This is a genomic window from Peptostreptococcus russellii (assembly GCF_003012055.1).
GTDB classification, from domain to species: domain Bacteria; phylum Bacillota; class Clostridia; order Peptostreptococcales; family Peptostreptococcaceae; genus Peptostreptococcus; species Peptostreptococcus russellii.
On record NZ_JYGE01000003.1, the window covers coordinates 134,520 to 158,161 of the forward strand.

Annotated in this window: 20 protein-coding genes and 1 other annotated feature; of the genes, 17 read left to right on the top strand and 3 right to left on the bottom strand. The window is 30.6% G+C overall.

Annotation, left to right across the window (positions count from 1 at the left end; genetic code table 11):
• Window positions 1-274: 274 nt before the first annotated feature.
• A complete protein-coding gene (locus tag UF10_RS02705) occupies window positions 275-940 on the top strand; it encodes a TetR/AcrR family transcriptional regulator (RefSeq protein WP_106776283.1) in 666 nt (221 codons plus the stop codon).
• Between the two features lie 265 nt (window positions 941-1,205).
• Here UF10_RS02705 and UF10_RS02710 read toward each other — a convergent pair whose 3' ends face one another.
• The gene (locus UF10_RS02710; RefSeq protein WP_106776284.1) at window positions 1,206-1,544 is read right to left on the bottom strand and encodes a hypothetical protein; all 339 of its coding nucleotides are present in this window, start codon (window positions 1,542-1,544) and stop codon (window positions 1,206-1,208) included.
• 17 nt (window positions 1,545-1,561) lie between these two features.
• Window positions 1,562-2,047 (bottom strand): YtxH domain-containing protein, encoded by a 486-nt coding sequence (locus tag UF10_RS02715; RefSeq protein ID WP_106776285.1) that lies wholly within the window; start codon window positions 2,045-2,047, stop codon window positions 1,562-1,564.
• A gap of 439 nt (window positions 2,048-2,486) precedes the next feature.
• Here UF10_RS02715 and UF10_RS02720 point away from each other — a divergent pair, with 439 nt between their 5' ends.
• Window positions 2,487-3,206 carry a 3D domain-containing protein gene (locus tag UF10_RS02720; protein WP_106776286.1) on the top strand — a complete coding sequence of 240 codons (720 nt, stop codon included), beginning with the start codon at window positions 2,487-2,489 and terminating at the stop codon, window positions 3,204-3,206.
• 432 nt (window positions 3,207-3,638) lie between these two features.
• Here the strand turns inward: UF10_RS02720 and UF10_RS02725 are convergent, their stop codons facing one another.
• The gene (locus tag UF10_RS02725) at window positions 3,639-4,208 is read right to left on the bottom strand and encodes an XRE family transcriptional regulator (RefSeq protein ID WP_106776287.1); all 570 of its coding nucleotides are present in this window, start codon (window positions 4,206-4,208) and stop codon (window positions 3,639-3,641) included.
• Window positions 4,209-4,762: 554 nt separating this feature from the next.
• Here UF10_RS02725 and ruvA point away from each other — a divergent pair.
• The 15 genes from ruvA to UF10_RS02800 all read left to right on the top strand — a co-directional run bounded on the left by ruvA (window position 4,763) and on the right by UF10_RS02800 (window position 23,636).
• Window positions 4,763-5,377, top strand: coding sequence for a Holliday junction branch migration protein RuvA (gene ruvA, locus UF10_RS02730; RefSeq protein WP_106776288.1), 615 nt, complete (start codon window positions 4,763-4,765; stop codon window positions 5,375-5,377).
• Window positions 5,378-5,449: 72 nt separating this feature from the next.
• Entirely contained in the window at window positions 5,450-6,463 is a 1,014-nt protein-coding gene (gene ruvB / locus UF10_RS02735; RefSeq protein ID WP_106776289.1) for a Holliday junction branch migration DNA helicase RuvB, read from the top strand.
• A 20-nt stretch (window positions 6,464-6,483) separates the two neighbouring features.
• Complete coding sequence (gene queA / locus UF10_RS02740; RefSeq protein WP_106776290.1) at window positions 6,484-7,509, top strand: tRNA preQ1(34) S-adenosylmethionine ribosyltransferase-isomerase QueA; 1,026 nt, start codon at window positions 6,484-6,486, stop codon at window positions 7,507-7,509.
• A gap of 29 nt (window positions 7,510-7,538) precedes the next feature.
• Window positions 7,539-8,657: a tRNA guanosine(34) transglycosylase Tgt gene (gene tgt / locus UF10_RS02745; protein ID WP_106776291.1), complete on the top strand. Its 1,119-nt coding sequence runs from the start codon at window positions 7,539-7,541 to the stop codon at window positions 8,655-8,657.
• A gap of 188 nt (window positions 8,658-8,845) precedes the next feature.
• A complete protein-coding gene (gene yajC / locus UF10_RS02750; RefSeq protein ID WP_106776292.1) occupies window positions 8,846-9,166 on the top strand; it encodes a preprotein translocase subunit YajC in 321 nt (106 codons plus the stop codon).
• Window positions 9,167-9,246: 80 nt separating this feature from the next.
• A complete protein-coding gene (gene scfA, locus UF10_RS02755) occupies window positions 9,247-9,390 on the top strand; it encodes a six-cysteine ranthipeptide SCIFF (RefSeq protein WP_106776293.1) in 144 nt (47 codons plus the stop codon).
• A 258-nt stretch (window positions 9,391-9,648) separates the two neighbouring features.
• Window positions 9,649-10,605 (top strand): cell wall-binding repeat-containing protein, encoded by a 957-nt coding sequence (locus tag UF10_RS02760; RefSeq protein ID WP_106776294.1) that lies wholly within the window; start codon window positions 9,649-9,651, stop codon window positions 10,603-10,605.
• 16 nt (window positions 10,606-10,621) lie between these two features.
• Window positions 10,622-12,901 (top strand): LTA synthase family protein, encoded by a 2,280-nt coding sequence (locus UF10_RS02765; RefSeq protein ID WP_106776295.1) that lies wholly within the window; start codon window positions 10,622-10,624, stop codon window positions 12,899-12,901.
• A 365-nt stretch (window positions 12,902-13,266) separates the two neighbouring features.
• Window positions 13,267-14,640 carry a TrkH family potassium uptake protein gene (locus UF10_RS02770; RefSeq protein ID WP_106776296.1) on the top strand — a complete coding sequence of 458 codons (1,374 nt, stop codon included), beginning with the start codon at window positions 13,267-13,269 and terminating at the stop codon, window positions 14,638-14,640.
• Between the two features lie 63 nt (window positions 14,641-14,703).
• Window positions 14,704-15,369 carry a potassium channel family protein gene (locus UF10_RS02775; protein ID WP_106776297.1) on the top strand — a complete coding sequence of 222 codons (666 nt, stop codon included), beginning with the start codon at window positions 14,704-14,706 and terminating at the stop codon, window positions 15,367-15,369.
• Between the two features lie 23 nt (window positions 15,370-15,392).
• Window positions 15,393-16,175: a TrmH family RNA methyltransferase gene (locus UF10_RS02780; protein WP_207654560.1), complete on the top strand. Its 783-nt coding sequence runs from the start codon at window positions 15,393-15,395 to the stop codon at window positions 16,173-16,175.
• 135 nt (window positions 16,176-16,310) lie between these two features.
• Window positions 16,311-16,528, top strand: a binding site (T-box leader).
• Window positions 16,529-16,637: 109 nt separating this feature from the next.
• Window positions 16,638-17,669, top strand: a complete 1,032-nt coding sequence (gene pheS, locus UF10_RS02785; RefSeq protein ID WP_106776298.1) for a phenylalanine--tRNA ligase subunit alpha — start codon at window positions 16,638-16,640, stop codon at window positions 17,667-17,669.
• Window positions 17,670-17,684: 15 nt separating this feature from the next.
• Window positions 17,685-20,081, top strand: a complete 2,397-nt coding sequence (gene pheT / locus UF10_RS02790) for a phenylalanine--tRNA ligase subunit beta (protein WP_106776299.1) — start codon at window positions 17,685-17,687, stop codon at window positions 20,079-20,081.
• A gap of 187 nt (window positions 20,082-20,268) precedes the next feature.
• On the top strand, window positions 20,269-20,910 hold the full coding sequence (zapA, locus tag UF10_RS02795; RefSeq protein ID WP_106776300.1) for a cell division protein ZapA: 642 nt from the start codon (window positions 20,269-20,271) through the stop codon (window positions 20,908-20,910).
• Window positions 20,911-21,155: 245 nt separating this feature from the next.
• The gene (locus UF10_RS02800) at window positions 21,156-23,636 is read left to right on the top strand and encodes a U32 family peptidase (protein ID WP_106776301.1); all 2,481 of its coding nucleotides are present in this window, start codon (window positions 21,156-21,158) and stop codon (window positions 23,634-23,636) included.
• Window positions 23,637-23,642 lie beyond the last annotated feature (6 nt).

Here is a 23,642-nt window from a genome sequence, read left to right on the forward strand (position 1 = left end):
AAAAGGATTAGCATAAATGAATTAAATAAAGCTAATTATATAATAACTTGATTTAAAAAATAAGCTAGAAGGGAATAAAAAACTTTTTTGTCGGATTTAGAGGGGGGAATGTATTGTAATTTAATGATTTTGGAATGAAAGAACATACTTAAAAATAAGAAATGAAAATTAAAAAATTTTATAGATTCCTTTTGCTTTATGCCCTTTATTAGTATATAGAAAGAATGTATAATATTACTTAGAATAACAAAATATAATAGTAGGAGAAGCATTAATGGAAAATTTAAGTACCTATAAAATAGGCATAATGAAGAGCCTAATAAATTCAGCAAGAGAAATTATGAAAGAAGAAGGACTTGATAACATCACCATAAGAAAAGTAGGAGAGAGGGCTAGGTTAAACAGTGCTACTATATATAATTACTTTGAAAATTTAGAGCATCTAAAGATATTTGCGTGCTTGTTTGTCTTTGATGAATACATTGAGGATATAGAAAACTATATAAAGGAAGATGGTAATGTTATAGAAAATTACTTTGGAATATGGGAATGTTTTATAAAACATACTATTATAGATGCGGAAGTGTATTACAATATATTTTTTAATAAATTGGAAAGAAAAATTTCTGAATATGTTGAAGAGTACTATTTATTATTTCCCTTTAAAAATAAAAACTATGGAAAATCAATAGATAAAATGTTAAGTAGCTCATCGGTAGAAAATAGAAATATAATACTTTTAGAAGAAATGGCTGATAAGGGTTATTTAGATAAGAAAGATATAAATTGGGTAAATGATTTGTCTGTATACTCTTATGAATCTATTTTATTTAGAGTCTATAAAAATAATATTGGAAAAGAAGAAGCAGCAAAAAAAATGTTTAACTATATTAAGAAGATATTGAAAGAAAATATGTTATTAAATGAAAAAGACAAATAATATAAATTATGAATAGTTATAAAATATTCTAAAAAAAAAAATATGTATTAAAATATTGCTTAAAATTAGAATAGTAGCTTTAACCTTATTTATAAAAGTAGAATCATTGATTTTGAAAATTATATAATTTCAACATAATAGATAAAGCTATGAAAAATAAAAATCATAAAAAATAAAGGTAGTAAAGAATTACTAATATATAAAAAGATAGCTGCTATAAAGCCAGCAACGTAAAAATCACCCACTAAAAATGGGTGATTTTTACCTATTTTGAAAAAGTATCTTTTATTATACCGGCAACTGCTGTTGTAGTTGCAAAGCCTGATTTAACCTTTTCTTTTGCTGTTATAACATCTGCAGCTACATCGACAGCTACATTAGATACGTCCTTAGCATTATCTACAACGGAATCAACTTGATCAAGTATTCCTGGAAGCTTGGCTATTGTTAAGCCAACATTTGTAGAATTTTGTGTAATTATTGTATCTATGTTTGTCATTAATGCAGACAACCTTCTTAATAAAACTATCAAAAATATTAGCGCTACACATCCAAGTATTGCAAGGACAAATAGTACTACCTGTATATTGATTGTAACACTCATTTAATTACCCCTTACTTTTACTTAGATTTTATATCGTTTTTTATATCTTTTGCTGTGTCTTCAAGATCTGATTTTACTATCTTGACATCTTCTACCACATCATCTTTTGTAACTTCTAGGTCATCCTTTAAATCTCCAGAATGATCAGTTATATCATCAAAGCATTCTTCAAGAGAAACATCTACTTCATTTTTCTTTTCGTCGAAGTAGTCCTTTATTTTAGCTTTTGATTCGCCAAACTTATCTTTTGTATTTTGGATAGAGTCGCTAGTTTTGTCTTTTATATCTTTTGACTTGTCGCTAATAGCTTGACCAGTATCTGTGATACCTTCTACTATATCTTCTCTTGTTTCCTTTCCTGACTTTGGAGCCATTAGTACGCCGCCTAGAGCACCTAAAGCAGCTCCTACAGCACCGACTTTAACTAATTCGCCGGCTTTCTTTTTCTTTCTTGCCCTTTCAGCTTCTTTTCTTTTTTTTCTTATCACATTTGTTAGTACCATAATTACACCTCCAATTATAATATCTAGTTAATATAATATTATATTCAAAATCAAATTATGTCAATGAATTGTCGGATAATAATATAAATTCAAACACATTTAAATTAAATCTTTTGAATATTTTGAAATAAAAGGGAGTGATATTTACAAAAAATAATTAAAAACTTGCAACTTTTCAACTTTAAATGGCTATAAATATGTAAAATTTCATAAAAATAGTAACATTTTGTAATTAATATAGTATAAAGAAAATGTGTATATTTCAACACTTATAGAAAAATACGAAAAAAATATGCTTAAAAAGGTTGCTTTTTTGTCATCTTTATATTAAACTATGAAAGTATCAGAGTTAAAAATTACAAATTGTAACTAATTTTAATTTTAATTAAAAAATAAAAGTAGTAAAAATTTAAAATAAAACTACTGAAAAGGAGAAGTTATGAAAAAAATATTTTCGATAGCAGCGGCAGTATTGATAATTTCATCAGTATTTTTCTCTGCATCAACATTGGACATAAAGGCAGACTCAAAAGAAGGTGTAAGATTTTCTTCTGAAATGGGATGGAAAAAAACAGGTAATAACTACAGCTATATAAATTCTTCAGGAAAGAAGGCTGTTGGATGGAATAGACTAAATGGACTTTGGTATTATTTCAATCAAAATGGTGATATGGTAAGAGGGACTCAAACAATTTCAAATAAAACATATATTTTTAATGAAAATGGTAGTTTAAACAGGGAAATAACATCTGATAAGCAGAGTAATAATTCAACTGGATCAGATCAGGTAAATAATTCAAAGCCAAATGTATCTACTGAAGTTGTAAATAAACCTGAAAAGAAAGATCCAAATATGGTTTATGATAAGAGTGGCAATGCACTAGGAAGTGGTAAGAGATACATATCTAATGCAAGTGCTTATAGCGGAGATACAATGACAGCTTCAGGACAAAGACCTAGATGGGGAACTATAGCAGTAGATCCTAAGGTAATTCCACTAGGTTCCAAAGTTTATGTACCTTATTTTGACAAGGTGTTTATAGCGAATGATACAGGCGGAATAATAAGAGGTACTATGATAGACATCTTTATGAAGTCTGCTACTAATATGAATAACTTTGGTAGAAGAAATATAGAAATATATGTACTAAATAAATAGTATATGATTAACAGTGTTTGTAAAAAGAAATTCTATGCTGAGATAGAATATTAAATCTATATGAAACAAAGATTGTATTCGGTTTGCTGTATTTTGCGAATTAGAAAATAAAAATAGTAAAAACTGTATAGCATGATAAAAGTAAGAGAGAATATAATTTTGAGAGAATTAAAATCGATATAGAAACATACAATTAACAAAAGTGAATATAGCAAATGGGCATAGAGTGGAAATCTATATAATTTGCAAATAAAAAAAGAGGGATCCCCTCTTTTTTTATTTGATTTTTGTACTATTAAAATCGAATTGATAATATTTGGCTGAAGTGAAATAATAAAAAATTACATAATAATGTATTCTGTATAAATCTAGTATGATTTCGAATTATTATTTGTACACCAAATGTTTAAGTGATTTATCAAAAAAACCCTATTATAAGACATCTTTTGCATTGCTAACTATGTATAATATTATGGCATTGTGAGATGATGAGTTTTTAATCTTGTATCTAAGCTTAGGTGCAAGTCTCATAGTATCTCCCTTTTTTAATATTACTGAATCACCGCTATCACTATAAACAGCCAACGAACCCTTTTCAACTAAAATTATTTCTTCACACTCATTTGCACCAAATGGATAATATGGTGTTTCTGCGTGTGGCCTAATAATTACTCTTATTAAATCATCGCTAACCTTGCTTGATTTAATGGTTAGTAGTTGGAATTCGAGATTATCTTTCGTAGAGTCGCATAGAACCGGTTGGTCCGCAACCCTTTTTACAAGATTGTCTAGCTTGACAGCATCTTCAAATAGAGTAGATATAGATAGATTCATTGTCTCAGCAATTGAATTTAATACGCTAAGACTAGGGTTCCCCATACCACGCTCCAGTTGACTTAGGAGTGCTGTACTGACACCAGAAAGCTGTGAAAACTCTTTAATAGTCATATTATTATTCTTTCTATAATTTGTCAGCCTAGTTCCTATTTGTTCGACGTTCATAAAAATCCTCCTTATATTAAGAGATTAATTGAAAAACCCAACTATATTATATCATTTTTAAAGAAAAAAAAATAGTTGCAAAGTGAAAAAAAGTTAATAAATCTAACGTTTTTTACTTAATTTAAAATGATTTGTCTAAAGTTTCCATCTGTGATAAAATGAAATGATAATGTAAAAAATCAGAAGTAACACTCAATGTTTCTCATTTGAATTTATTCTAGGAGTTTAAAAAGTTAACTTTAAAAATAAAAGTATCAATATTTTGCACTGAATAAATTAAAGTTGAAAATATGTCTACATCTACTTTATTGTAGTTAGTGTTTCCAAGTCGAGTATGTTGCAGATTATATGGCTGTGGCAATTTGTCACGCTTATTCTAGGAAATTTGATAAGTTTGGGTATATAATATCATAGGTGACACTTAATAATTAATATTTTTGTAGTTTTGCATTTTGCAAATTCAATAGAGATATTCATAATATAGAAATATCATTTATAAAATGTGTAATTATAAAAATATTTGTATGTGCTAATTTGCATAGAAAGGACGAAATATGATTGGATATATTAAAGGGATTGTTGAAGAGATAGGAATTGACTATATAATTTTGGAAAATAATGGTATTGGATATAAATTAAATGCTTCTTCAAATACGATTGCTCATATGACTATGGGAGAAGAAACTAAAATTCATTCTAAAATGATTGTGAGAGAGGATGATATTAGTCTATGTGGATTTTATTCTAAAGATGAAGAAGAGATGTTCAATTTACTAACATCAGTCTCAAAAATAGGAACTAAGGTGGGGATGTCTATACTATCATTTGCGACTGTAGATGATTTATCTAGGCATATATTGACTTCCGATATAGCGGCTTTATCAAAAGCACCAGGAGTAGGTAAAAAGACGGCACAAAGAATAGTATTAGAACTAAAAGATAAGGTCAAAAAGATTTCGCTAGAGAATGACATTGAAGAAGTAGTAGAAGGTGAAAATATAGCTAACAATGATGAAATAGATGCTGCAATAGAAGGTTTAATTCAGCTTGGATATTCAAATACTGAAGCTAAAGAAGCCGTATCTTTTGTAAGTCAAGCAGGTATGAAAGTGGAAGATATTATTAAAAAGGCACTTGAGTATATAATGAAAACTGCTAAAAAATTCTAGAAGTCACTCAGAATACTTGTTAATGTAGTTTAATTTGTGTTCCATTTAGAATTATTGATTAAGGAGGACAAAATGCTTGAAGAAGAACGTATAATCACTTCTAGTATTAAAGAAGAGGATTTTGATATAGAAAATAGTTTGAGACCGAAGTCGTTAGATGAGTACTTGGGTCAAGAAAAGTCAAAAGAACAATTGAAGATTTTTATAGAGGCTGCTAGGAAAAGAAATGAGTCTTTGGACCATGTGTTACTTTATGGACCTCCAGGACTTGGTAAAACAACTCTAGCAGGTATCATAGCCAATGAAATGGGGGTTAACCTTAGGATTACATCAGGACCAGCCATAGAGCGTGCAGGAGATTTAGCGGCAATATTGACGAATCTCCAAGAGGGCGATGTTTTATTTATAGATGAAATCCATAGAATAAATAGAAGTGTAGAGGAAGTTCTATACCCAGCTATGGAAGATGGTTGTTTAGATATTATTATTGGTAAGGGACCATCAGCTAGAAGTATAAGGTTGGATTTACCAGAATTTACATTGATAGGAGCAACTACTAGAGCAGGAATGTTGACAAATCCTCTAAGAGATAGATTTGGTGTTATTTGTAAGTTGGATTATTATAAGGAAGAAGAGTTAGCAGAAATAGTTAGAAGATCGTCTACAATACTTGACGCAGGTATAATGGATGATGGTGCTATCCAAATTGCAAAAAGATCTAGGGGAACTCCCAGAATTGCAAATAGACTACTAAAAAGAGTAAGAGATTTTGCTCAGGTAAAGGCAGAAGGAACTATTACAGATCAAGTAGCACAAGATGCTCTTGAATTAATAGGTGTTGATAGTTTAGGCCTTGACTTTATAGACAAGAAGTTATTATTGACAATTATAGAAAAATTTAGAGGTGGTCCAGTAGGTCTAGATACACTGGCAGCATCTATTGGTGAAGATAGAAATACAATAGAAGATGTTTATGAACCATATTTATTGCAGTTAGGATTTATAAATAGAGCACCTCGAGGAAGAATAGCTATGCCTAGAGCATATGAGCATCTAGGTATACTGTATGATGCAGATAATAAATAAAAAGGGAAAGAGGAAGTTTCATGAAGACAAGTGACTTTAATTACAATCTACCAGAGGAGCTGATTGCACAAGTTCCTATCGCTGATAGATCAAGTTCAAGATTGATGGTTGTAGATAAAAAAAGCGGAGAAGTAGAGCATAAAATTTTCAAGGATATTATAGACTATCTTGAAGAGGGTGACTGTCTAGTATTAAATGATACTAGAGTTATTCCTGCAAGATTAATAGGATCTAAGGTGGAAACAGGGGGAAAGATAGAATTTTTACTCCTTAAGAGAAATGAAGACGATACATGGGAAACATTAGTAAAGCCTGGCAGAAAGGCCAAGATAGGATCTGAATTTACATTTGGAGACGACAAGCTAATAGCAAAGGTTGTAGGAATGGGAGATGATGGATCTAGAATAGTAAAGTTTAAATATGATGGTATATTTGAAGAAATTTTAGATGAATTGGGCAATATGCCACTTCCTCCATACATTACAGAGAAGTTAGAGGATAGAGAAAGATATCAGACAGTATATTCAAAACATAGTGGTTCAGCCGCAGCACCTACTGCAGGGCTACATTTTACAGAGGATTTACTAGAAGAAATAAGAAAAAAGGGTGTTGACGAAGCTTTTGTGACTCTTCATGTTGGGCTTGGAACATTTAGACCTGTTAAAGTAGATGATGTTTTGGAACATAAGATGCATTCAGAATATTTTATAGTAAATCAAGAAGCAGCTGACAAGATAAATAAGGCAAAGAAAAATGGAAAAAAAGTAATCTGTGTAGGGACTACTAGTTGTAGAACTATAGAATCAGCAAGTGAGGAAGATGGAACTTTAAAAGCTAAAAGTGGCTGGACTGAGATATTTATATATCCGGGATATGATTTTAAAATTATGGATAACTTGATTACAAACTTCCATTTACCAGAGTCAACATTGATAATGTTAGTGAGTGCTCTATCTTCAAAAGAAAATATATTAAATGCATATGAAGAAGCTGTTAAAGAAAGATATAGATTTTTCAGCTTTGGAGATGCTATGTTTTTAAAATAGAAAATTAAAAGATTAGAAAGGACATAAATATGTACGCAGTTAGATATGAATTAATAAAAACCTGTAAACAAACAGGTGCTAGATTGGGGAGATTACATACTCCACATGGTGTTATAGATACACCAATATTTATGCCAGTAGGTACACAAGCTACTGTAAAATCTCTTACACCAGAAGAACTAAAAGAAATTGAAGCTCAAATAATTCTTAGTAATACATACCACCTATATCTTAGACCAGGACATGAAATTGTTAAAAAAGCTGGCGGACTTCATAAATTTATGAATTGGGACAAACCAATACTTACAGATAGTGGAGGATTTCAGGTATTCAGTCTTGGACCTCTTAGAAAAATAAGTGAAGAAGGTGTTGAGTTTAGATCTCATATAGACGGATCAAAACATATGTTAACACCTGAAAAGGCAGTTGAAATTCAAAATGCACTTGGTTCTGATATAATGATGGCATTTGATGAGTGTGCACCTTATCCAGCAGATAGGGAGTATGTAAAGAACTCCTTGGAAAGAACTACTAGATGGTTGCAAAGATGTAAGGATGCTCATAAAAATACAGAAAATCAGGCTTTATTTGGAATAGTTCAAGGAGGAATGTATAAAGACCTGAGAGAACAATCAGCAAAAGAGATAACATCTATAGATTTGCCTGGCTATGCAGTTGGTGGCTTGAGCGTTGGGGAACCGAAGGAATTAATGTATGAAGTATTGGACTATACTGTGCCATTGCTTCCAGAAGATAAACCAAGATATTTGATGGGAGTAGGAACTCCAGATATATTGATAGATGGAGCCATAAGAGGTATAGATATGTTTGACTGTGTTTTACCTACTAGAATTGCTAGAAATGGAACAGCAATGACTAGTCAAGGTAAGGTAGTAGTAAGAAATGCTGTTTATGCAGAAGATTTTACAACTTTAGATCCTGAATGTGATTGTTACGCTTGCAAGAATTATACAAAAGCATACATAAGACATTTAATAAAGACAAATGAAATATTGGGAGCTAGACTCCTTTCTATACATAACTTAAGATTTTTAATAAAATTGATGGAAAATGTAAGACAGGCAATTATGGAAGATAGACTTATGGATTTTAGAAATGAATTTTTTGAAAAGTACTATGGAAAATAAATTTATTATTAGAATAATAGTATAGGTAAAAAAATAACAAAAAGAGCTTTATGGACACAAAAAATATTTATCTTAAGAAGCATATATAAAAAATGAGTTTCTATTTTTTAAAAATGATATGGTAAATAAAGGTTTTTTGGTTTATAATGTTTGTTATAAGATTAAATAGGTATCCAAGGAGGTTTAAAATGCAACAGAAACAATTAATAATGAGTATAGCTTTGTGGGTAGTAGTATTTGCTGTATTCTATTTCATACTTATAAGACCACAGAAGAAAAAAGATCAAAAGCTTAGAGAGATGAGAAATGCAATAGATAAAGGAGATACAGTAGTAACAATTGGTGGAATAATAGCCAAGGTTGCCAAGGTAGAAGAAGATAAGGTTGTATTAGACTTAGGTCCTAGTAGAACTAAAGTTCCTTTTGAAAAATGGGCTATAGGTAGAGTTGTAGAAAAAGCAGCTAAGGATGAAGAAGCAATAGAAGTAGAAGATAAGATCGAACAGTAGTAGGACAAAATACTGTTAATTATTCTATATATGTGATATAATGTAATACACAAATATATTATGTATGGGGGTATTTTAAGATGGAAAAGAAGCATATAAGAACTCTTTCAAAGGCTACTTTAAAGGAAAGCGCAGCAAAGGGTGGATGTGGTGAATGTCAAACTTCTTGCCAGTCTGCTTGCAAGACTTCTTGTACAGTTGCGAACCAAGAGTGCGAAAGATAGTATTTTAAAGAAACAGCCCTTAGGGCTGTTTCTTTTTTTGATAAAAACAAATATGCTAAGATTATAATCAATAGTAAATAAACAATATAGTTATATAAATAAAACTTAATATATTGAAAAACTTTTAAAAAATACAAGAGATATATATAAGACAAAAACATATAAGTTTTTTTATGAATATAAGTTTTCTTTAAGCTATAGATGTTATAATGTAAAAAGGTAGCTTGTAAATTAAGTTAGTAAGACGAGGAGGTAAATATGAAAATAAAAAAGAAATTATTATCGGCAGTTCTGGCCATAACTTTAGTTGCTAGTTTTTCAATTAGCGCAAATGCAATTGGATATGAATCTATTCAGCAAATAAAGGGAAAAGATAGATATGCAACTGCAAGTGGTATAGCAGGACAAATGGGATCTTATGATTCAGTAATACTAGTAAATGCAGATGGGAGTATGCTGGCGGATGGTCTTAGTGCAAGTGGACTAGCAGGTGCTATTAAAGCTCCTATATTATTGGTTCATAAAGATAGTATTCCCAATGAAACACAGTTAAGAATTGATATAGCAAAAAATATCTATATAATAGGATCTGAAAACTCTATCAGCTCAAATCTTGAACATAAATTAAGAGATGAAAATATGGGTGGATTCAACGTTAAAAGAATAGGTGGAAAAAACAGATTTGAAACAAGTAGCAATGTTGCTAGAGAGATTTTGAGTGTAAAGGGATCTATTGGCAAGACATTTGTAGCTAATGGATATGGTGGAGAAGCAGATGCAATGAGTATATCTGCCGTAGCAGCTAGAGATGGAGAACCAATTATACTTACAAACGGAAGAAACTTGGATAATGCGAGTGCCAATATAGTTGAGCAAACTAAAAATATATATGCAATTGGTGGACGTAATAATATAACACCAGGACTTGTTAGTTCTTTGGGAGCTAAAAGAATAAGTGGTGAAAATAGATATTTCACAAATGTAGCTGTAATAAATGAGTTTTACAAGGAAGCGCCAACAAGATATTATTTAAGTGACGGATATAAGCTAGTAGATGCATTGACTGGTGGGCCTCTAGCTGGAAGAAATATAAGTCCAATAGTATTGGTAGGACCTAACAATAATAAGAGTGTACTTAATGGAGCAAAAGAATTGGTAGCTCTAGGTGGTATACCAGAATCTGTACTAAGAAAATGTGCAGAAGCAAGCAATTAATTATTAAGAAGTGACTATGAAAAATATTAGAAGGAATAAAAAAAATAAGATTCATTTTGGAGAATCAAGCCTTCTTTTAGATAAAATATCAGTTAATAGAAAAAAAGATAAGAAAGCATTAGATAATATAAAGTTCTCTTCTGATACTGATTATAGTAGGGAAAATGCTAGAAAAAAGAAAGATTTCAATAAATTAAATTCTACTAGAAGTTCTAGTACTAGGACTTCTAGTAGAAAACGTGGTGGAAAACATACTGTTGATAAAAAGAGAAGGAGCTTGTATCAAAAAAAAAGAGAAAGTAGTGAGCTGAAATTTGCATTTATATATCCCTTGCTGCTTCTTATAATTGTTGAATCGATATCTAGAAGAGGTATCTTAGAATCCTTTAACTTTTTAAAAGAGTATCCTATTCAATTTATTGCAAACTATCTGCTATTATTTATAATATTTTCTTTTACAATATTTTTTAGAAGAAAAAGATTTGTAAGGTTTTTAACATCTTTTATAATAATAGCTCTAGCTTTTACAAGTGGAATTTTGATGGTCTTAAGAGGTATGCCATTATTTCCCTATGATATATTTTCGATTAAAGAAGCTATCAAAATATCAAGTATATTTTTGAGCTTGAGGTTAGAGTTGATAATTGGGATAGTAGTGGTAGCATTTATTTCTTTATTGATTTTTCTATTTATGAAAGAAGGTAAAAAAGATAGGTTTGTAGGTAAAAAAAATATTATAGCTCTTATAGTAGCTTTATCAATATATATCATAGCTATTCCTCAGCTAAGTTCTGCAAAAATTATGTCTCCTATGGCTTGGAACCCAAATGGCTCTTTTGAAAAAAATGGATTTACATATTCATTTCTAAGAGAAAGTGTATTTGCCATTAGAAAAAAGCCAGATGGATATAATAAAGAAAAAATGGAAGAGCTAAGAAGTAAGCTTGATAAGAAAGTAGCTGAAGATGATAGAGTATTGCTGAGTGGAAATAAAAAGCCTAATATTATTTTTGTGCAATTAGAAGCTTTTATGGATCCGACAAGATTAGCTGGAACTAGCTTTAACAAAGATCCTATGCCAAACATGAGAAAATTGATGGCTAATTATACATCAGGACTTGTAGATGTTCCCGTTACTGGTGGTGGAACAGCCCGTACAGAGTATGAAGTACTGTCTGGATCGAGTTTTGACTATCTAAATCCAGGAGAGATTCCTTATCAGACATTTTTATCTGAAAAACCATCTTTATCAATGGCTAGGAATTTAAATGATAGTGGCTATAAAACGGTCGCAATACATAATTACTATCAGAAATTTTATAATAGAAATAAAGGTTTAGAAAACTTAGGCTTTCAAAAATTTGTACCGTTAGATGTAATGACAAATGTTGAGTATACACCTATGTATTGGCCGAAAGATCATATACTATCCAAGTATATTGAAGAACAACTGGAAAATAGAAACAACAGGGTCAAAGAAAATGTTACTGCAAATAGTAAAGCTAAGCCTAGTTTTGTATTTACAGTGTCAACGCAAGGGCATAGTAAATATCCAACAAGAGAGCTTAAGGGAGAATATCCTATAAAATTAGTAAACTCTAAGTTGCCTAAGTCAGATCAAAATCAAATCACATACTATGCCAATCAGGTAAAAGAAATGGATGATTTTGTTGGTGAGCTTGTAGAAAATACAAATAAAAGTAAGGAACCAACCGTATTAGTCCTTTATGGAGATCATCTTCCAGCATTAAATATTATAACAAGAGGTGATGCTGGAGTTAATAAATTCAAATCATTGTTTACAATCGTAAATAATTTTGGACCTAAAAAGATTGAGATACCAAAAGATTTTCAGGCATATCAGCTTTCTACGATGGTGCTCAAGATGGCAGGTCAACCGTATGGACCTTTGAATTTAGTACATGCATATATGCAAGATGATAAGGACTATCAGAAAAATCTTCATTTAATAGAGTATGACATTCTATTTGGCAAAAAGTACTTTTTAAAAGAAAATGAAATGCCAGAAAAAACAAGTATGGAAGTAGCTAGTAATGAGTTGAAGTTAGAAAAAGTTGAGCAAAGAAATGGTGATTTTTTCATTTTAGGTCAAGGATTTAATAGAAACACTGCTGTCTACATAGATGGCAAAAGAGTGGAGTCTGACTACTATGATGATAAAACTTTAAAGTTATATGATAATTTTTATAGTGGCGAAAAGGAAGTATCTTTAGAACTGCTTGATAACAATGAGAATAAGATACAGGAAACAAATAAAATAAAATTTAAATTCTAATTTTAATTTTTAATAAAAGGAACTTCTAGAATGAATATGATTCTAGTGAGTTCCTTTTTTTATATTAATATTTATCCAAAAGAAAAGGATTTTATATAGAGTCTGCTAGCAAGTTTATAATATGTTATGTTTATGTTATACTTAAGATAATTATCTATACAATAGATATCATTTGGAGTATAATATTATGGTGTTACAGAGAAATGATCGATCAAATAGAAGAAAAAATATATTAAATATACTTATAAACTCTTAGTATATTTATTCTAGCGCAGATACAAAGTATCTGTGCTAAATTATAAACATATAAATAAGATACATTACATACTTTCCTTATCATGTAATGTGTAATTTTGGAGGGGGAAATGGATAAAACAAAAAAGGTGTATACGTCATTTTTGTATAGGTTAAAGCCAGCACAGATGATGGTGCTAGGGTTTGGTTCAGTAATTCTTATTGGAGCGTTGCTTTTAATGACGCCATTGGCTACAAACTCTGGCAATAGTACTAGTTTTATTGATTGTCTATTTACAGCTACATCAGCAGTATGTGTTACAGGATTGATAGTTGTAGATACAAGCATGCACTGGAGTATTTTTGGTAAGGTTGTAATAATACTTTTGATACAAATAGGTGGTCTAGGTTTTATGGCGATAAGTGCAAGTATAGCAATTATCTTTGGTAAAAAAATCAATCTGAGACAAAGAATTTTGATTAAAGAGGCATTAAATCAAAACCATTTATCTGGATCTGTGAGACTTATAATGACTGTAATTAAATTTACATTTATTATTGAAGCAGTTGGTGCATTGCTTTTATCAACAGTATTTATACCTCAATTTGGACTTGTTAAGGGGATTGGATTTAGTGTATTTCATGCAATATCAGGCTTTTGTAATGCAGGTTTTGATTTAATGGGGCAGACTACTGGAGCATATTCATCAATAACAAGTTACTATAATAATCCAATAGTTGTATTCACTATATCAGCTCTAATTATATTAGGTGGTATAGGATTTGGTGTTATGGTGTGTGTAGTAGGCAAGAAAAAATTTAGAGACTATGACCTTAGTTCAAAGTTAGCGATAATAACGACTTTAATATTATTATTAGCGGGTACAGCTTTGATTTTCTTTGGAGAGTATACAAATACAGGTACTTTAGCGAATTTAAATATGTGGGATAAGTTTCAAGTATCATTTTTCCAATCGGTTACGACTAGAACGGCTGGTTATACAACAATAGATTTTACACAGTTAAGAGAAGCAACTTTGTTTGTTATGATTATTTTAATGTTTATAGGTGCATCACCAGCTTCAACAGGTGGTGGTATAAAGACAACAACTGTTGCCATAATTGTAATGGCTGTAAAATCCTTTGTAAAGGATAAAAATGAAATTACAGTCTTTAAAAAGAGTATAAATAAATATACTTTTAGAAAGGCTTTAGGGGTATTTGTTATAGCAGTAGTAACTGTTGTGACCTCTACTTACTTATTAACGATTACCCAAGGTGGCAAATTTAATCTATTATCAAGTGCTTTTGAAGTTGCATCTGCATTTGCTACAGTAGGTTTGTCGCTAGCGGGTTCTTATAATCTTAATTTATTTGGCAAGATTTTAATTATATTTTTAATGTTTGCGGGGCGTGTAGGCTCTTTAACAGTATTTACAATATTCCTACATGAGCCAGAACCAGATAATGTTAGGTATCCTGAAGGAAAGGTGCTAGTAGGTTAATAAGCATTTTAGATTTAATTTTATGTTTTAAATATATTATATTGATATCTCTGGGAGGATTTTATGAAACAGTATATAGTAATTGGAGCAGGAAGATTTGGTACTTCTTTGGCTACCTCACTTGTAGAAGCAGGTCAAGAAGTAATGGTAATAGATGATGATGAAAAAGTAATACAGCAATTATCTGAAGTTATGGATAATGTGGCAATTGTAAATGCTACTGATGAATCAGCTCTTAGAAATATTGGACTGAGAAATTTCGATGTTGCTATTGTTTGTATTGGTACTGATTTAAGGGCCTCTATTATGGCAACTCTTCTTGCAAAAGATCTTGGGGTCCCATATGTTATAAGTAAGGCAACTGATAAACTTCAGGCAGATGTTTTAAGAAAAATAGGTGCTGATAGAGTAGTATTTCCCGAGCATGATATGGGAGTAAAATTATCGAAAGCATTAACATTTGATAATCTAGTTGATTATATGCAGCTAGATGATACACATTCAATATTTGAGTTAACAGTTCCTAGTTCTTGGGTGGGGAGTAATCTAAAAGAATTAAGTGTAAGAAAGAAGTATGCAATAAATGTTGTAGGTATAAAAAGAGGAGACAAGTTTGAAGTTCCAGCAAATCCAAATAAAGTATTTGAAGAAGATGATATCATTGTAATTGCTGGTAACACAAAGTTGATAGAGGGTATAGCCTTGAAGGTATCTTCAGGCAAATGGTAAAATATACAGTTTAAGGAAAAAATATGATTTTTATAAAAAGTAAAGATAATGATAGATATAAATTGGCAAAGTCCCTTTTAAAGGGAAAGTTTAGAAATAAAGAGAAAAAATATTTAGCTGAAGGGCTTAGAACTATTGAGCTTGCCCTTCAGTACAATGCAAGTATTGATTGTGTATTTGTAAATGAAGATTTTTCTAAGGAAGAGACAAATAAAAAGATATTAGAAAGTCTAGATAGAAGTAATACTTGTTTTGTTCTGTCAAATGATTTATTTGATAAAATATCTAGTACAGAAAATACTCAGGGGATTATAGCCATAATTAATATGAGTAAGATAAGTATAGATGACTTTGATAGAGAAAAGCATAAAAAAATAATTATATTAGATAGGGTGCAAGATCCAGGAAATCTTGGGACTATTATTAGAACGGCTGATGCTGCAGGTTTTGATATGATAATTATGACAAAGGGATGTGTAGATGTCTATAATCCAAAGGTTGTAAGATCAGCTATGGGATCTATGTTTTATATGGATATAGTATCATCAGATGATGAAGATATTTTGAAGATTTTAAAAGAAAATAAAGTTGAAATAATATCTAGCTACCTAAATACTGATAATTATTTTAATGAGATAAAGTACTCTGATAGATCGGCCCTTGTAGTAGGTAATGAAGCTAATGGTATATCAGACTTTTGGATAGATAATTCTGATATTCTTGTCAAAATTCCTATGATAGGCAAGGCAGAGTCTTTAAATGTAGCAATATCAGCAGCTTTATTGATGTATCAAATTAATTTTTAGATGAAAAAACAAGATTTTTAAAGTGCTAGATATAAAAAAATATTGCAAAATTTAAAAACATTTGATACAATACATACAAGGTTGATATATTAAATCACTTAATTTAATTATCAAAAGACTATAAATTATAATAAATTAAATGCTTTGAAAGAGAAGAGTACTTTTGTGTTACAATGCAGAGAATAGCTGTTTGGTGAAAAGCTATTTGTGATACTTTTGGAAGTTCGCTCTGGAGCAGCTTTTCTGAAATAATAGTAAGTAAAGACGTGATGTGCGTTAAACTTTTGAGTGGTCTATAGAAATTTTATAGACTATTAGGGTGGTACCGCGATTTCAGACCTTTCGTCCCTATGGATGAAAGGTCTTTTTTTATTACTCAAATTAAAAGAATTCTCTAAAAAGTTAAAAGAGATAAAGTTATTAAAAGAGTTCTTATATTAGAATTTAGAAAGGAAGAATAATATGCAAGAAAAATTAAAAGAATTAAGACAATTGGCAGAAGAAAGAATTAAATCTGTTGAGACTATGGAAGATGTTGAAAAACTAAGAGTTGATTTACTAGGTAAAAAGGGTGACTTAACTAAGATTTTAAAAGGAATGGGGCAGTTATCAGCTGAGGAAAAACCTATAATGGGTAAGCTTGGAAATGAAGTAAGAGAGATGATTACTAACTCTGTAAATGAAAAAAAGGAAGCAATCAAGGCTTCTATGCTAGACAAGAGATTAGAGCTTGAAAAAATAGATGTGACTATGCCTGGAAAAAGCTATGATATAGGCAAAAAGCATATAATAAGTAAGATGATAGATGAGGTAACGGAAATATTTATGGGGATGGGATTCTCTATAGCTGAAGGTCCTGAAATCGAAACAGTAGCTAACAACTTTGACGCTTTAAATGCACCAAAAAATCATCCATCAAGAGATATGTCTGATACTTTCTATATAACTGATGATATACTCCTTAGAACACAGACATCTCCAGTTCAGGTAAGAACTATGAGAGAAGTGGCAAAAAACAATGATTTACCATTAAAAATAATAGTTCCGGGTAGATGCTTTAGAAGTGATAGCCCAGATGCTACACATTCACCAATGTTTCATCAGATAGAGGTGCTTGTGGTTGGAAAAGATATTACATTTACACAGTTTAAGGGTACTATGGAAACATTTGTACACAAGCTATACGGATCTGACACAAATACAAAGTTTAGACCACATAACTTCCCATTTACAGAGCCAAGTGCTGAAATAGATGTTACTTGCTTTAAGTGTGGCGGTAAGGGTTGCCCAGTATGTAAGGGTGAAGGTTGGATTGAAATATTAGGAGCAGGAATGGTTCATCCTAATGTATTAGAAAATTGTGGAATAGACCCAGAAATTTATAGCGGTTTTGCAGCTGGTATGGGAGTTGAAAGACTTGCAATGTTAAAGTATGGAATAGATGATATAAGACTGATGTTTGAAAATGATATAAGATTTTTGGATGAGTTCTAAATAGGAGGTATGTAGATGTTAGTTTCATTAAAATGGTTAAGAGAATATGTAGATATAGATGTAGATGCACAAACATTTGGGGATAAAATGACTATGACAGGTACAAAAACTGAAACAGTTGAATACCTTGGAGAAAATATTTCAAATGTTGTTGTTGCAAAAATTGTTGAAATAGAGAAGCATCCGGATGCTGATAAATTAGTTGTAACTCAGGTAGATGTTGGAGAAAAAGAGCCAATACAAATAGTTACAGGAGCTAAAAATATTAGAGTTGGAGACTATATTCCTCTAGCACTTGACGGGGCAAAACTTCCAGGTGGAGTGGAAATATATAATGGAGTTCTTAGAGGAATCCAGTCAAATGGAATGATGTGTTCTTCAAAAGAATTAGGCATAGATGAAAAGTATATAGAAGAATATAAAAGAGATGGTATATTTATCTTAGATATGGAAGAAAACTATACTCCAGGACAAGATATTAGAGAAGTACTTGGCTTAACTGATGCAATTATAGATTTTGAACTTACTTCCAATAGACCTGACTGTAGATCTATTATTGGAATAGCAAGAGAAGCAGCAGTTACTCTTGATAAAAAAATAAAATATCCTGAAATTGAAGTAAAAGAAGAGTCTGATGCACAAAATGATGTAAGTGTCAGTATTGAAAATCCTGAACTTTGTCAAAGATATATAGCGAGAAGAGTTACAGATGTAAAAATAGAGAGATCACCTTATTGGATGCAAAGAAGATTGATTGAATCTGGAGTAAGACCTATAAATAATATAGTAGATATTACAAACTATGTAATGTTAGAGTTTGGTCAACCTATGCATGCATTTGATATGAGAGAAATAGAAAATAATACTATTGTTGTAAAGAATGCAAACGATGGAGATACTTTTATAACTCTTGATGAGCAGGAAAGAAAGCTTGACTCTACAATGCTTATGATAACAAATGGTGAGAAAAATCTTAGTATAGCAGGTATTATGGGTGGAGAAGAGTCTGGAGTAAAGGCTGACACTAAGGAAATTATGTTAGAAAGTGCATGCTTTGATCGTGAAAATATTAGACGTACATCAAAGTCTCTTGGACTTAGAAGTGAATCTTCTTCAAGATTTGAAAAAGGAATAGCAATATCTACTGCAGAAGTAGCTATGAAAAGAGCACTACAATTGATTGAAGTACTAGGAGCAGGTAAGGTGATGAAGGGTGAAGTTGATGTTAATCCAGTGAAACAAGCTGAGCAAACTATAACAATAAGCCCAAAGAGAATTAACAATAGAATTGGTATTGATATATCTATGGAAAAATTCTGTAAGATACTAGAAGATTTAGAGTTTAAATGTAACTTAATAAGTGAAGATGAATTAGTTCTTGGAATACCAGATTTTAGACTAGATATACAGCAAGAAGCAGATGTATTTGAAGAAATAGCTAGAATATATGGTTTTGAAAATATACCTTCAGTTCAGCTACAAGGAAATACTACAGCAGGAGTGAAAAGTGATAAGCAAAAATATATAGACAAGGTAAAAGAAACTGCTATATCATGTGGACTTTATGAGACTTTAACTTATTCATTTGTTAGCCCTAAAGGATTAGACAAGATAAGAGTTCCACAAGAGTCAAAGCTAAGAGAAGTAGTAAAATTAATAAATCCTCTTGGAGAGGATACATCAATAATGAGAACTACTATGATACCAAATATGTTAGATGTATTGTATACTAACACTTCTCGTAAGGTAGAAAAAGTTTCTATATTTGAGTGCGGTCATGTATTTACTCCAGAGGATATGGCAGGAGTGGAAGAGACTCGTATATGTATAGGTCTTTGCGGTGATGAAGCAGACTTCTTTAGCTTAAAGGGTATTGTTGAAAAAATATTTGAAAGAACAGGTCTTGGTGAGCACGAATATATTTCTGATTCTAAAAACACTTCTTTCCATCCAGGAAGATGTGCAAATATAGTATCTAATGGTACACACTTAGCGACTATTGGTGAGATACATCCTCTAGTTCAAGAAAACTACGGTATCTCTAAGAGAATATATATAGCAGAGATTAATTTAGATGAAGCCTATAAAATATCAGATCCTACTATAATATTTAAGCCACTACCAAAGTATCCATCAATCACAAGAGATATAGCATTATTAGTAGAAGATGATATTGAAGTAGCACAAATTGAATCTGTAATTAAAAATAATGGACAAGGACTTGTAGAAGCTTGCGAATTATTTGATGTATACAAGGGTGATCAGATTGAAAAGGGTTATAAATCAATAGCGTATTCAATAGTTTACAGAAGTCTAGAAAAAACTCTAACTGATTCAGATATATCATCTGTACATGAAAATATATTGAAAGAATTAGAAGAAAAACTAGATGCAAAGTTAAGAGAACAGTAAAAATATATAAATGAATTAATTTCATAATATATTGATCTAACAAAGTTTTGAGAAGATAAGATAATATAAAAGTTGCTAACATATTGAAATATAAGGATGTTAGCAACTTTTTTGATTCAATAAATTATAGAATTATAAATCTCTTTATGATATAATAGAATTGATAATTACAATGAGGTGAATATGAATGAAAAAAGTTAATGTGACAATTGATGGTGTGGAATATCAGGTAGTAGGTGAAAGAGAAGAGGCGGAAATTGTCAAAGTAGCTAAATATATTGACAATAAGCTAAACAAAGTAAGAGAATCAGCTCCTAAATTAAATAAAGTTGACGCAACAATATTGACTTCAGTAAATATTGTAGACCAACTATTTGAGGGTCAAAAGAAAATAGAAGAATTACAGACGAGAATAGATTCATTAAAAGATGGATATCACTCTACAACAGAAGATGTTGAGAAAGAATTTGATTCTGTTCTTGCCAAGTTAGCAGATTCAGAGAGAAATTCTAAGGAACTAGAAAGAAAGATTAAAGAGCTAGAAGATGTTATAGAAAAGAAAGATAAGGAAATTGAAACTCTTAAAAAATCTAAAGTTCAGACAAAGGCAAAAGCAACTAAGGAATCTGATGAAGAATCAGAAAAAAAGATAAAGTCTTTGGAGATGAAAGTAAAGGATATGGAAAAAAAGGTGGCTGTAGCTGAAAGTATGGCAACTGAGTTTCAAAATAAGGCATATAATCTTCAGTTAAACTATGAAGAATTAAAAAATGAGAAACAAAATGTAAAAGAAGACGAAAAGAAAAATGATAAGCAAAACGAAAAATAGTTTTTAGGAAGGGGACTACAGTAAAATATTTGTAGTCCTCTTTGAAATTTTATATAATTGAGTAAAAGTAAAAGTAAAAGTAAAAGTAAAAGTAAAAGTAAAAGTAAAAGTAAAAGTAAAAGTAAAAGTAAAAGTAAAAGTAAAAGTAAAAGTAAAAGTAAAAGATAAGACATTTTATAAATGTTTATATGAAGGATTGAAAGGAGGTCAAGGGCAATTTACTATATGTAAAATGTCTTGATTGTATGAATAAAAAATTAGAATTACTGGCTCCAGTTGGAAGCTTTGAGTCGCTAAAGGCAGCCGTACAAAATGGTGCAAATGCAGTATATTTGGGTGGAAAAGAATTTAGTGCTAGAGCAAGTGCAAATAACTTTGATAGAGAGGAATTAAAAGAAGCTGTAAGATATGCTCATATAAGAGGAACTAGAGTATTTGTAACAGTTAATACTTTGATAAAACAAGATGAAAAGGAAGCTTTTTTAGAATATATTAAGTTTTTACATAATGAAGAGATAGACGCATTGATTATTCAAGATATAGGTATGGCTAGTATGATTAAAAAAGAATTACCTGATTTTGAACTACATGCGAGCACTCAGATGTCAGCTCATTCTTTGGAAGATGTATTATATTTAGAGAAAATAGGTTTTAGCCGTGTGGTGCTGGCGAGAGAGTTAAATGTTGATGAATTAAAATATATCACTGATAATTCGAATGTTGATATAGAGGTTTTCGTTCACGGAGCCTTATGTGTTTGCTACTCAGGTCAGTGCTTGATGAGTTCAGTACTTGGAACAAGATCAGGTAATAGGGGAAGATGTGCTCAGCCATGTAGACAAAAGTATCAACTGTATAATATAGAGCAAGACTCATATATAGAAACAGATGGTCAGTACTTGTTGAGTCCTAGAGATTTAAACACAATAGAGAATATAGGAGCTATTATTGATTCAAATATATTATCTTTGAAGATAGAAGGTAGAATGAAAAGGCCAGAGTATGTTGCCACAGTAGTATCTGCATATCGTGATGCAATAGTAAACTATATAGAAAATAATGAAAGTAAAGTAGATGATGAAAGATTAGAAGAACTATACACTATATTCAATAGAAAGTTCACTCATGGATATATATTGGGAGAAGTTGGTGCATCTGTGATGAACTCAGAAAAACCAAATAATAGAGGTTTATATATAGGCAAGGTCTTGTCATGTAATACAAAATCTAAGAGGCTTAAAATAAAACTTGAAAAAAGTTTGAAAAAAGGTGATGGTCTTAATATAGGCGGAGGAACTGTTGGTAGGGTCTTAAAAGGAAAGAAGGTAATGGAATATGCAGCTCCTGGAGAAATAGTAGAAATTGATTATATAGGAGATATTCCAAAGGGAACAGAAGTATTTAAAACCAGTGATGGAATGCTGATGGATAGAGTAAGAAAAACATATGAAGAAGACAAGGAATATATAAAAATACCTTTAAAGGCAAGTTTAAAATTAAAGCTAGGAGAAAAGGCTCAGCTTATTTTAGAGGATATAGATGGAAATAAAGTGGAAGTTCAAGGCGACAAGAAGGTTGAAAAGGCACTAAAAGTATCTATATCAGAAGAAAAAGCTAGAAAACAAATTGCAAAAATGGGAGATACTCCATATATGCTAGAAGAGTTTACTCCAATTATAGAAGATGGAGTAAGTCTTCCGATTAGTGAATTAAACAATTTGAGAAGAATGGCAATAGACACTTTATCTGACAAAAGAGTCTATGTAGATAGAAGTAATATTTTAAAAGAGTATAAATCTAAAGAAAAGATAGAAGATAAATCAATTAAAAAATATGAAAATGAAGAATTGAAAAGTGAAGCTCTGTTGGTAAATGTTTCTTGTAATACAATAGAAGAAGTAGAAGCAATAAAAGATATGGATATAGATTGTATTTATTATAGAGATGTCTACAGTTTAGAGGAAGCTATAGATCTAGCCAAAGAAAGTAATAAAAAAATAGCTTATTATATGCCAAGAATAATAAGAAGTATGGAGAAAAATATATATAGAAAGCTTTTAAGCATTTCAAAAGAAAAAATAGACTACTTAGAGGCTTTTAGAGTGGCAAACTATGGTGAAATGTCCTTTATTGAAAAAAACTTCCCTAATAAAAAAGTATTCATATCTTCTTGGATGAATGTTATGAATGATGAGTCTATAAACTACTATAATAAATCAGTTGGAAAGATATGTCTTTCTCAAGAGATGTCTATGATGCAGATAAAGAATCTATCAAAAGAAATAATTAATAACTCAAATATAGAATATTTAGCATATGGAAAGACTGAGATGATGATTAGCGAGTACTGTCCTATGGGAGTATTAACTAAAGATTGTAAAAAAAATAAAAGAGATGCAATGTGTAAAAAAAGCAACTATTTATTGGAATCTGAACAGGGAGAAAAATTTAGACTTGCTCAGGATGAAAATTGTAGAACTACAATATACTCAGATGAGACAGTACTTTTGATAGATGATTTGGAAAAATTATACAATGAAGGAATTAATTCTATAGAAATAGCTTTATCATTTGAAAAAAAGGAAGAAATTCAAGAGATTGTATATAAATTTATAAAAACAGCAAGATATGCAAGTGGTTTGGATTATAATATAGATATAAAAGATTCTAAGATAAATATAGACAGAGAGTTTAGTAAGGGTCACTTATACAAAGAAATTGATTAACTGAAA

Coding starts and splice junctions, on each gene's coding strand:
- UF10_RS02705 (WP_106776283.1), top strand. CDS start 275: ATGGAAAATTTAAGTACCTATAAAATAGGCATAATGAAGAGCCTAATA.
- UF10_RS02710 (WP_106776284.1), bottom strand. CDS start 1,544: ATGAGTGTTACAATCAATATACAGGTAGTACTATTTGTCCTTGCAATA.
- UF10_RS02715 (WP_106776285.1), bottom strand. CDS start 2,047: ATGGTACTAACAAATGTGATAAGAAAAAAAAGAAAAGAAGCTGAAAGG.
- UF10_RS02720 (WP_106776286.1), top strand. CDS start 2,487: ATGAAAAAAATATTTTCGATAGCAGCGGCAGTATTGATAATTTCATCA.
- UF10_RS02725 (WP_106776287.1), bottom strand. CDS start 4,208: ATGAACGTCGAACAAATAGGAACTAGGCTGACAAATTATAGAAAGAAT.
- ruvA (WP_106776288.1), top strand. CDS start 4,763: ATGATTGGATATATTAAAGGGATTGTTGAAGAGATAGGAATTGACTAT.
- ruvB (WP_106776289.1), top strand. CDS start 5,450: ATGCTTGAAGAAGAACGTATAATCACTTCTAGTATTAAAGAAGAGGAT.
- queA (WP_106776290.1), top strand. CDS start 6,484: ATGAAGACAAGTGACTTTAATTACAATCTACCAGAGGAGCTGATTGCA.
- tgt (WP_106776291.1), top strand. CDS start 7,539: ATGTACGCAGTTAGATATGAATTAATAAAAACCTGTAAACAAACAGGT.
- yajC (WP_106776292.1), top strand. CDS start 8,846: ATGCAACAGAAACAATTAATAATGAGTATAGCTTTGTGGGTAGTAGTA.
- scfA (WP_106776293.1), top strand. CDS start 9,247: ATGGAAAAGAAGCATATAAGAACTCTTTCAAAGGCTACTTTAAAGGAA.
- UF10_RS02760 (WP_106776294.1), top strand. CDS start 9,649: ATGAAAATAAAAAAGAAATTATTATCGGCAGTTCTGGCCATAACTTTA.
- UF10_RS02765 (WP_106776295.1), top strand. CDS start 10,622: ATGAAAAATATTAGAAGGAATAAAAAAAATAAGATTCATTTTGGAGAA.
- UF10_RS02770 (WP_106776296.1), top strand. CDS start 13,267: ATGGATAAAACAAAAAAGGTGTATACGTCATTTTTGTATAGGTTAAAG.
- UF10_RS02775 (WP_106776297.1), top strand. CDS start 14,704: ATGAAACAGTATATAGTAATTGGAGCAGGAAGATTTGGTACTTCTTTG.
- UF10_RS02780 (WP_207654560.1), top strand. CDS start 15,393: ATGATTTTTATAAAAAGTAAAGATAATGATAGATATAAATTGGCAAAG.
- pheS (WP_106776298.1), top strand. CDS start 16,638: ATGCAAGAAAAATTAAAAGAATTAAGACAATTGGCAGAAGAAAGAATT.
- pheT (WP_106776299.1), top strand. CDS start 17,685: ATGTTAGTTTCATTAAAATGGTTAAGAGAATATGTAGATATAGATGTA.
- zapA (WP_106776300.1), top strand. CDS start 20,269: ATGAAAAAAGTTAATGTGACAATTGATGGTGTGGAATATCAGGTAGTA.
- UF10_RS02800 (WP_106776301.1), top strand. CDS start 21,156: ATGAATAAAAAATTAGAATTACTGGCTCCAGTTGGAAGCTTTGAGTCG.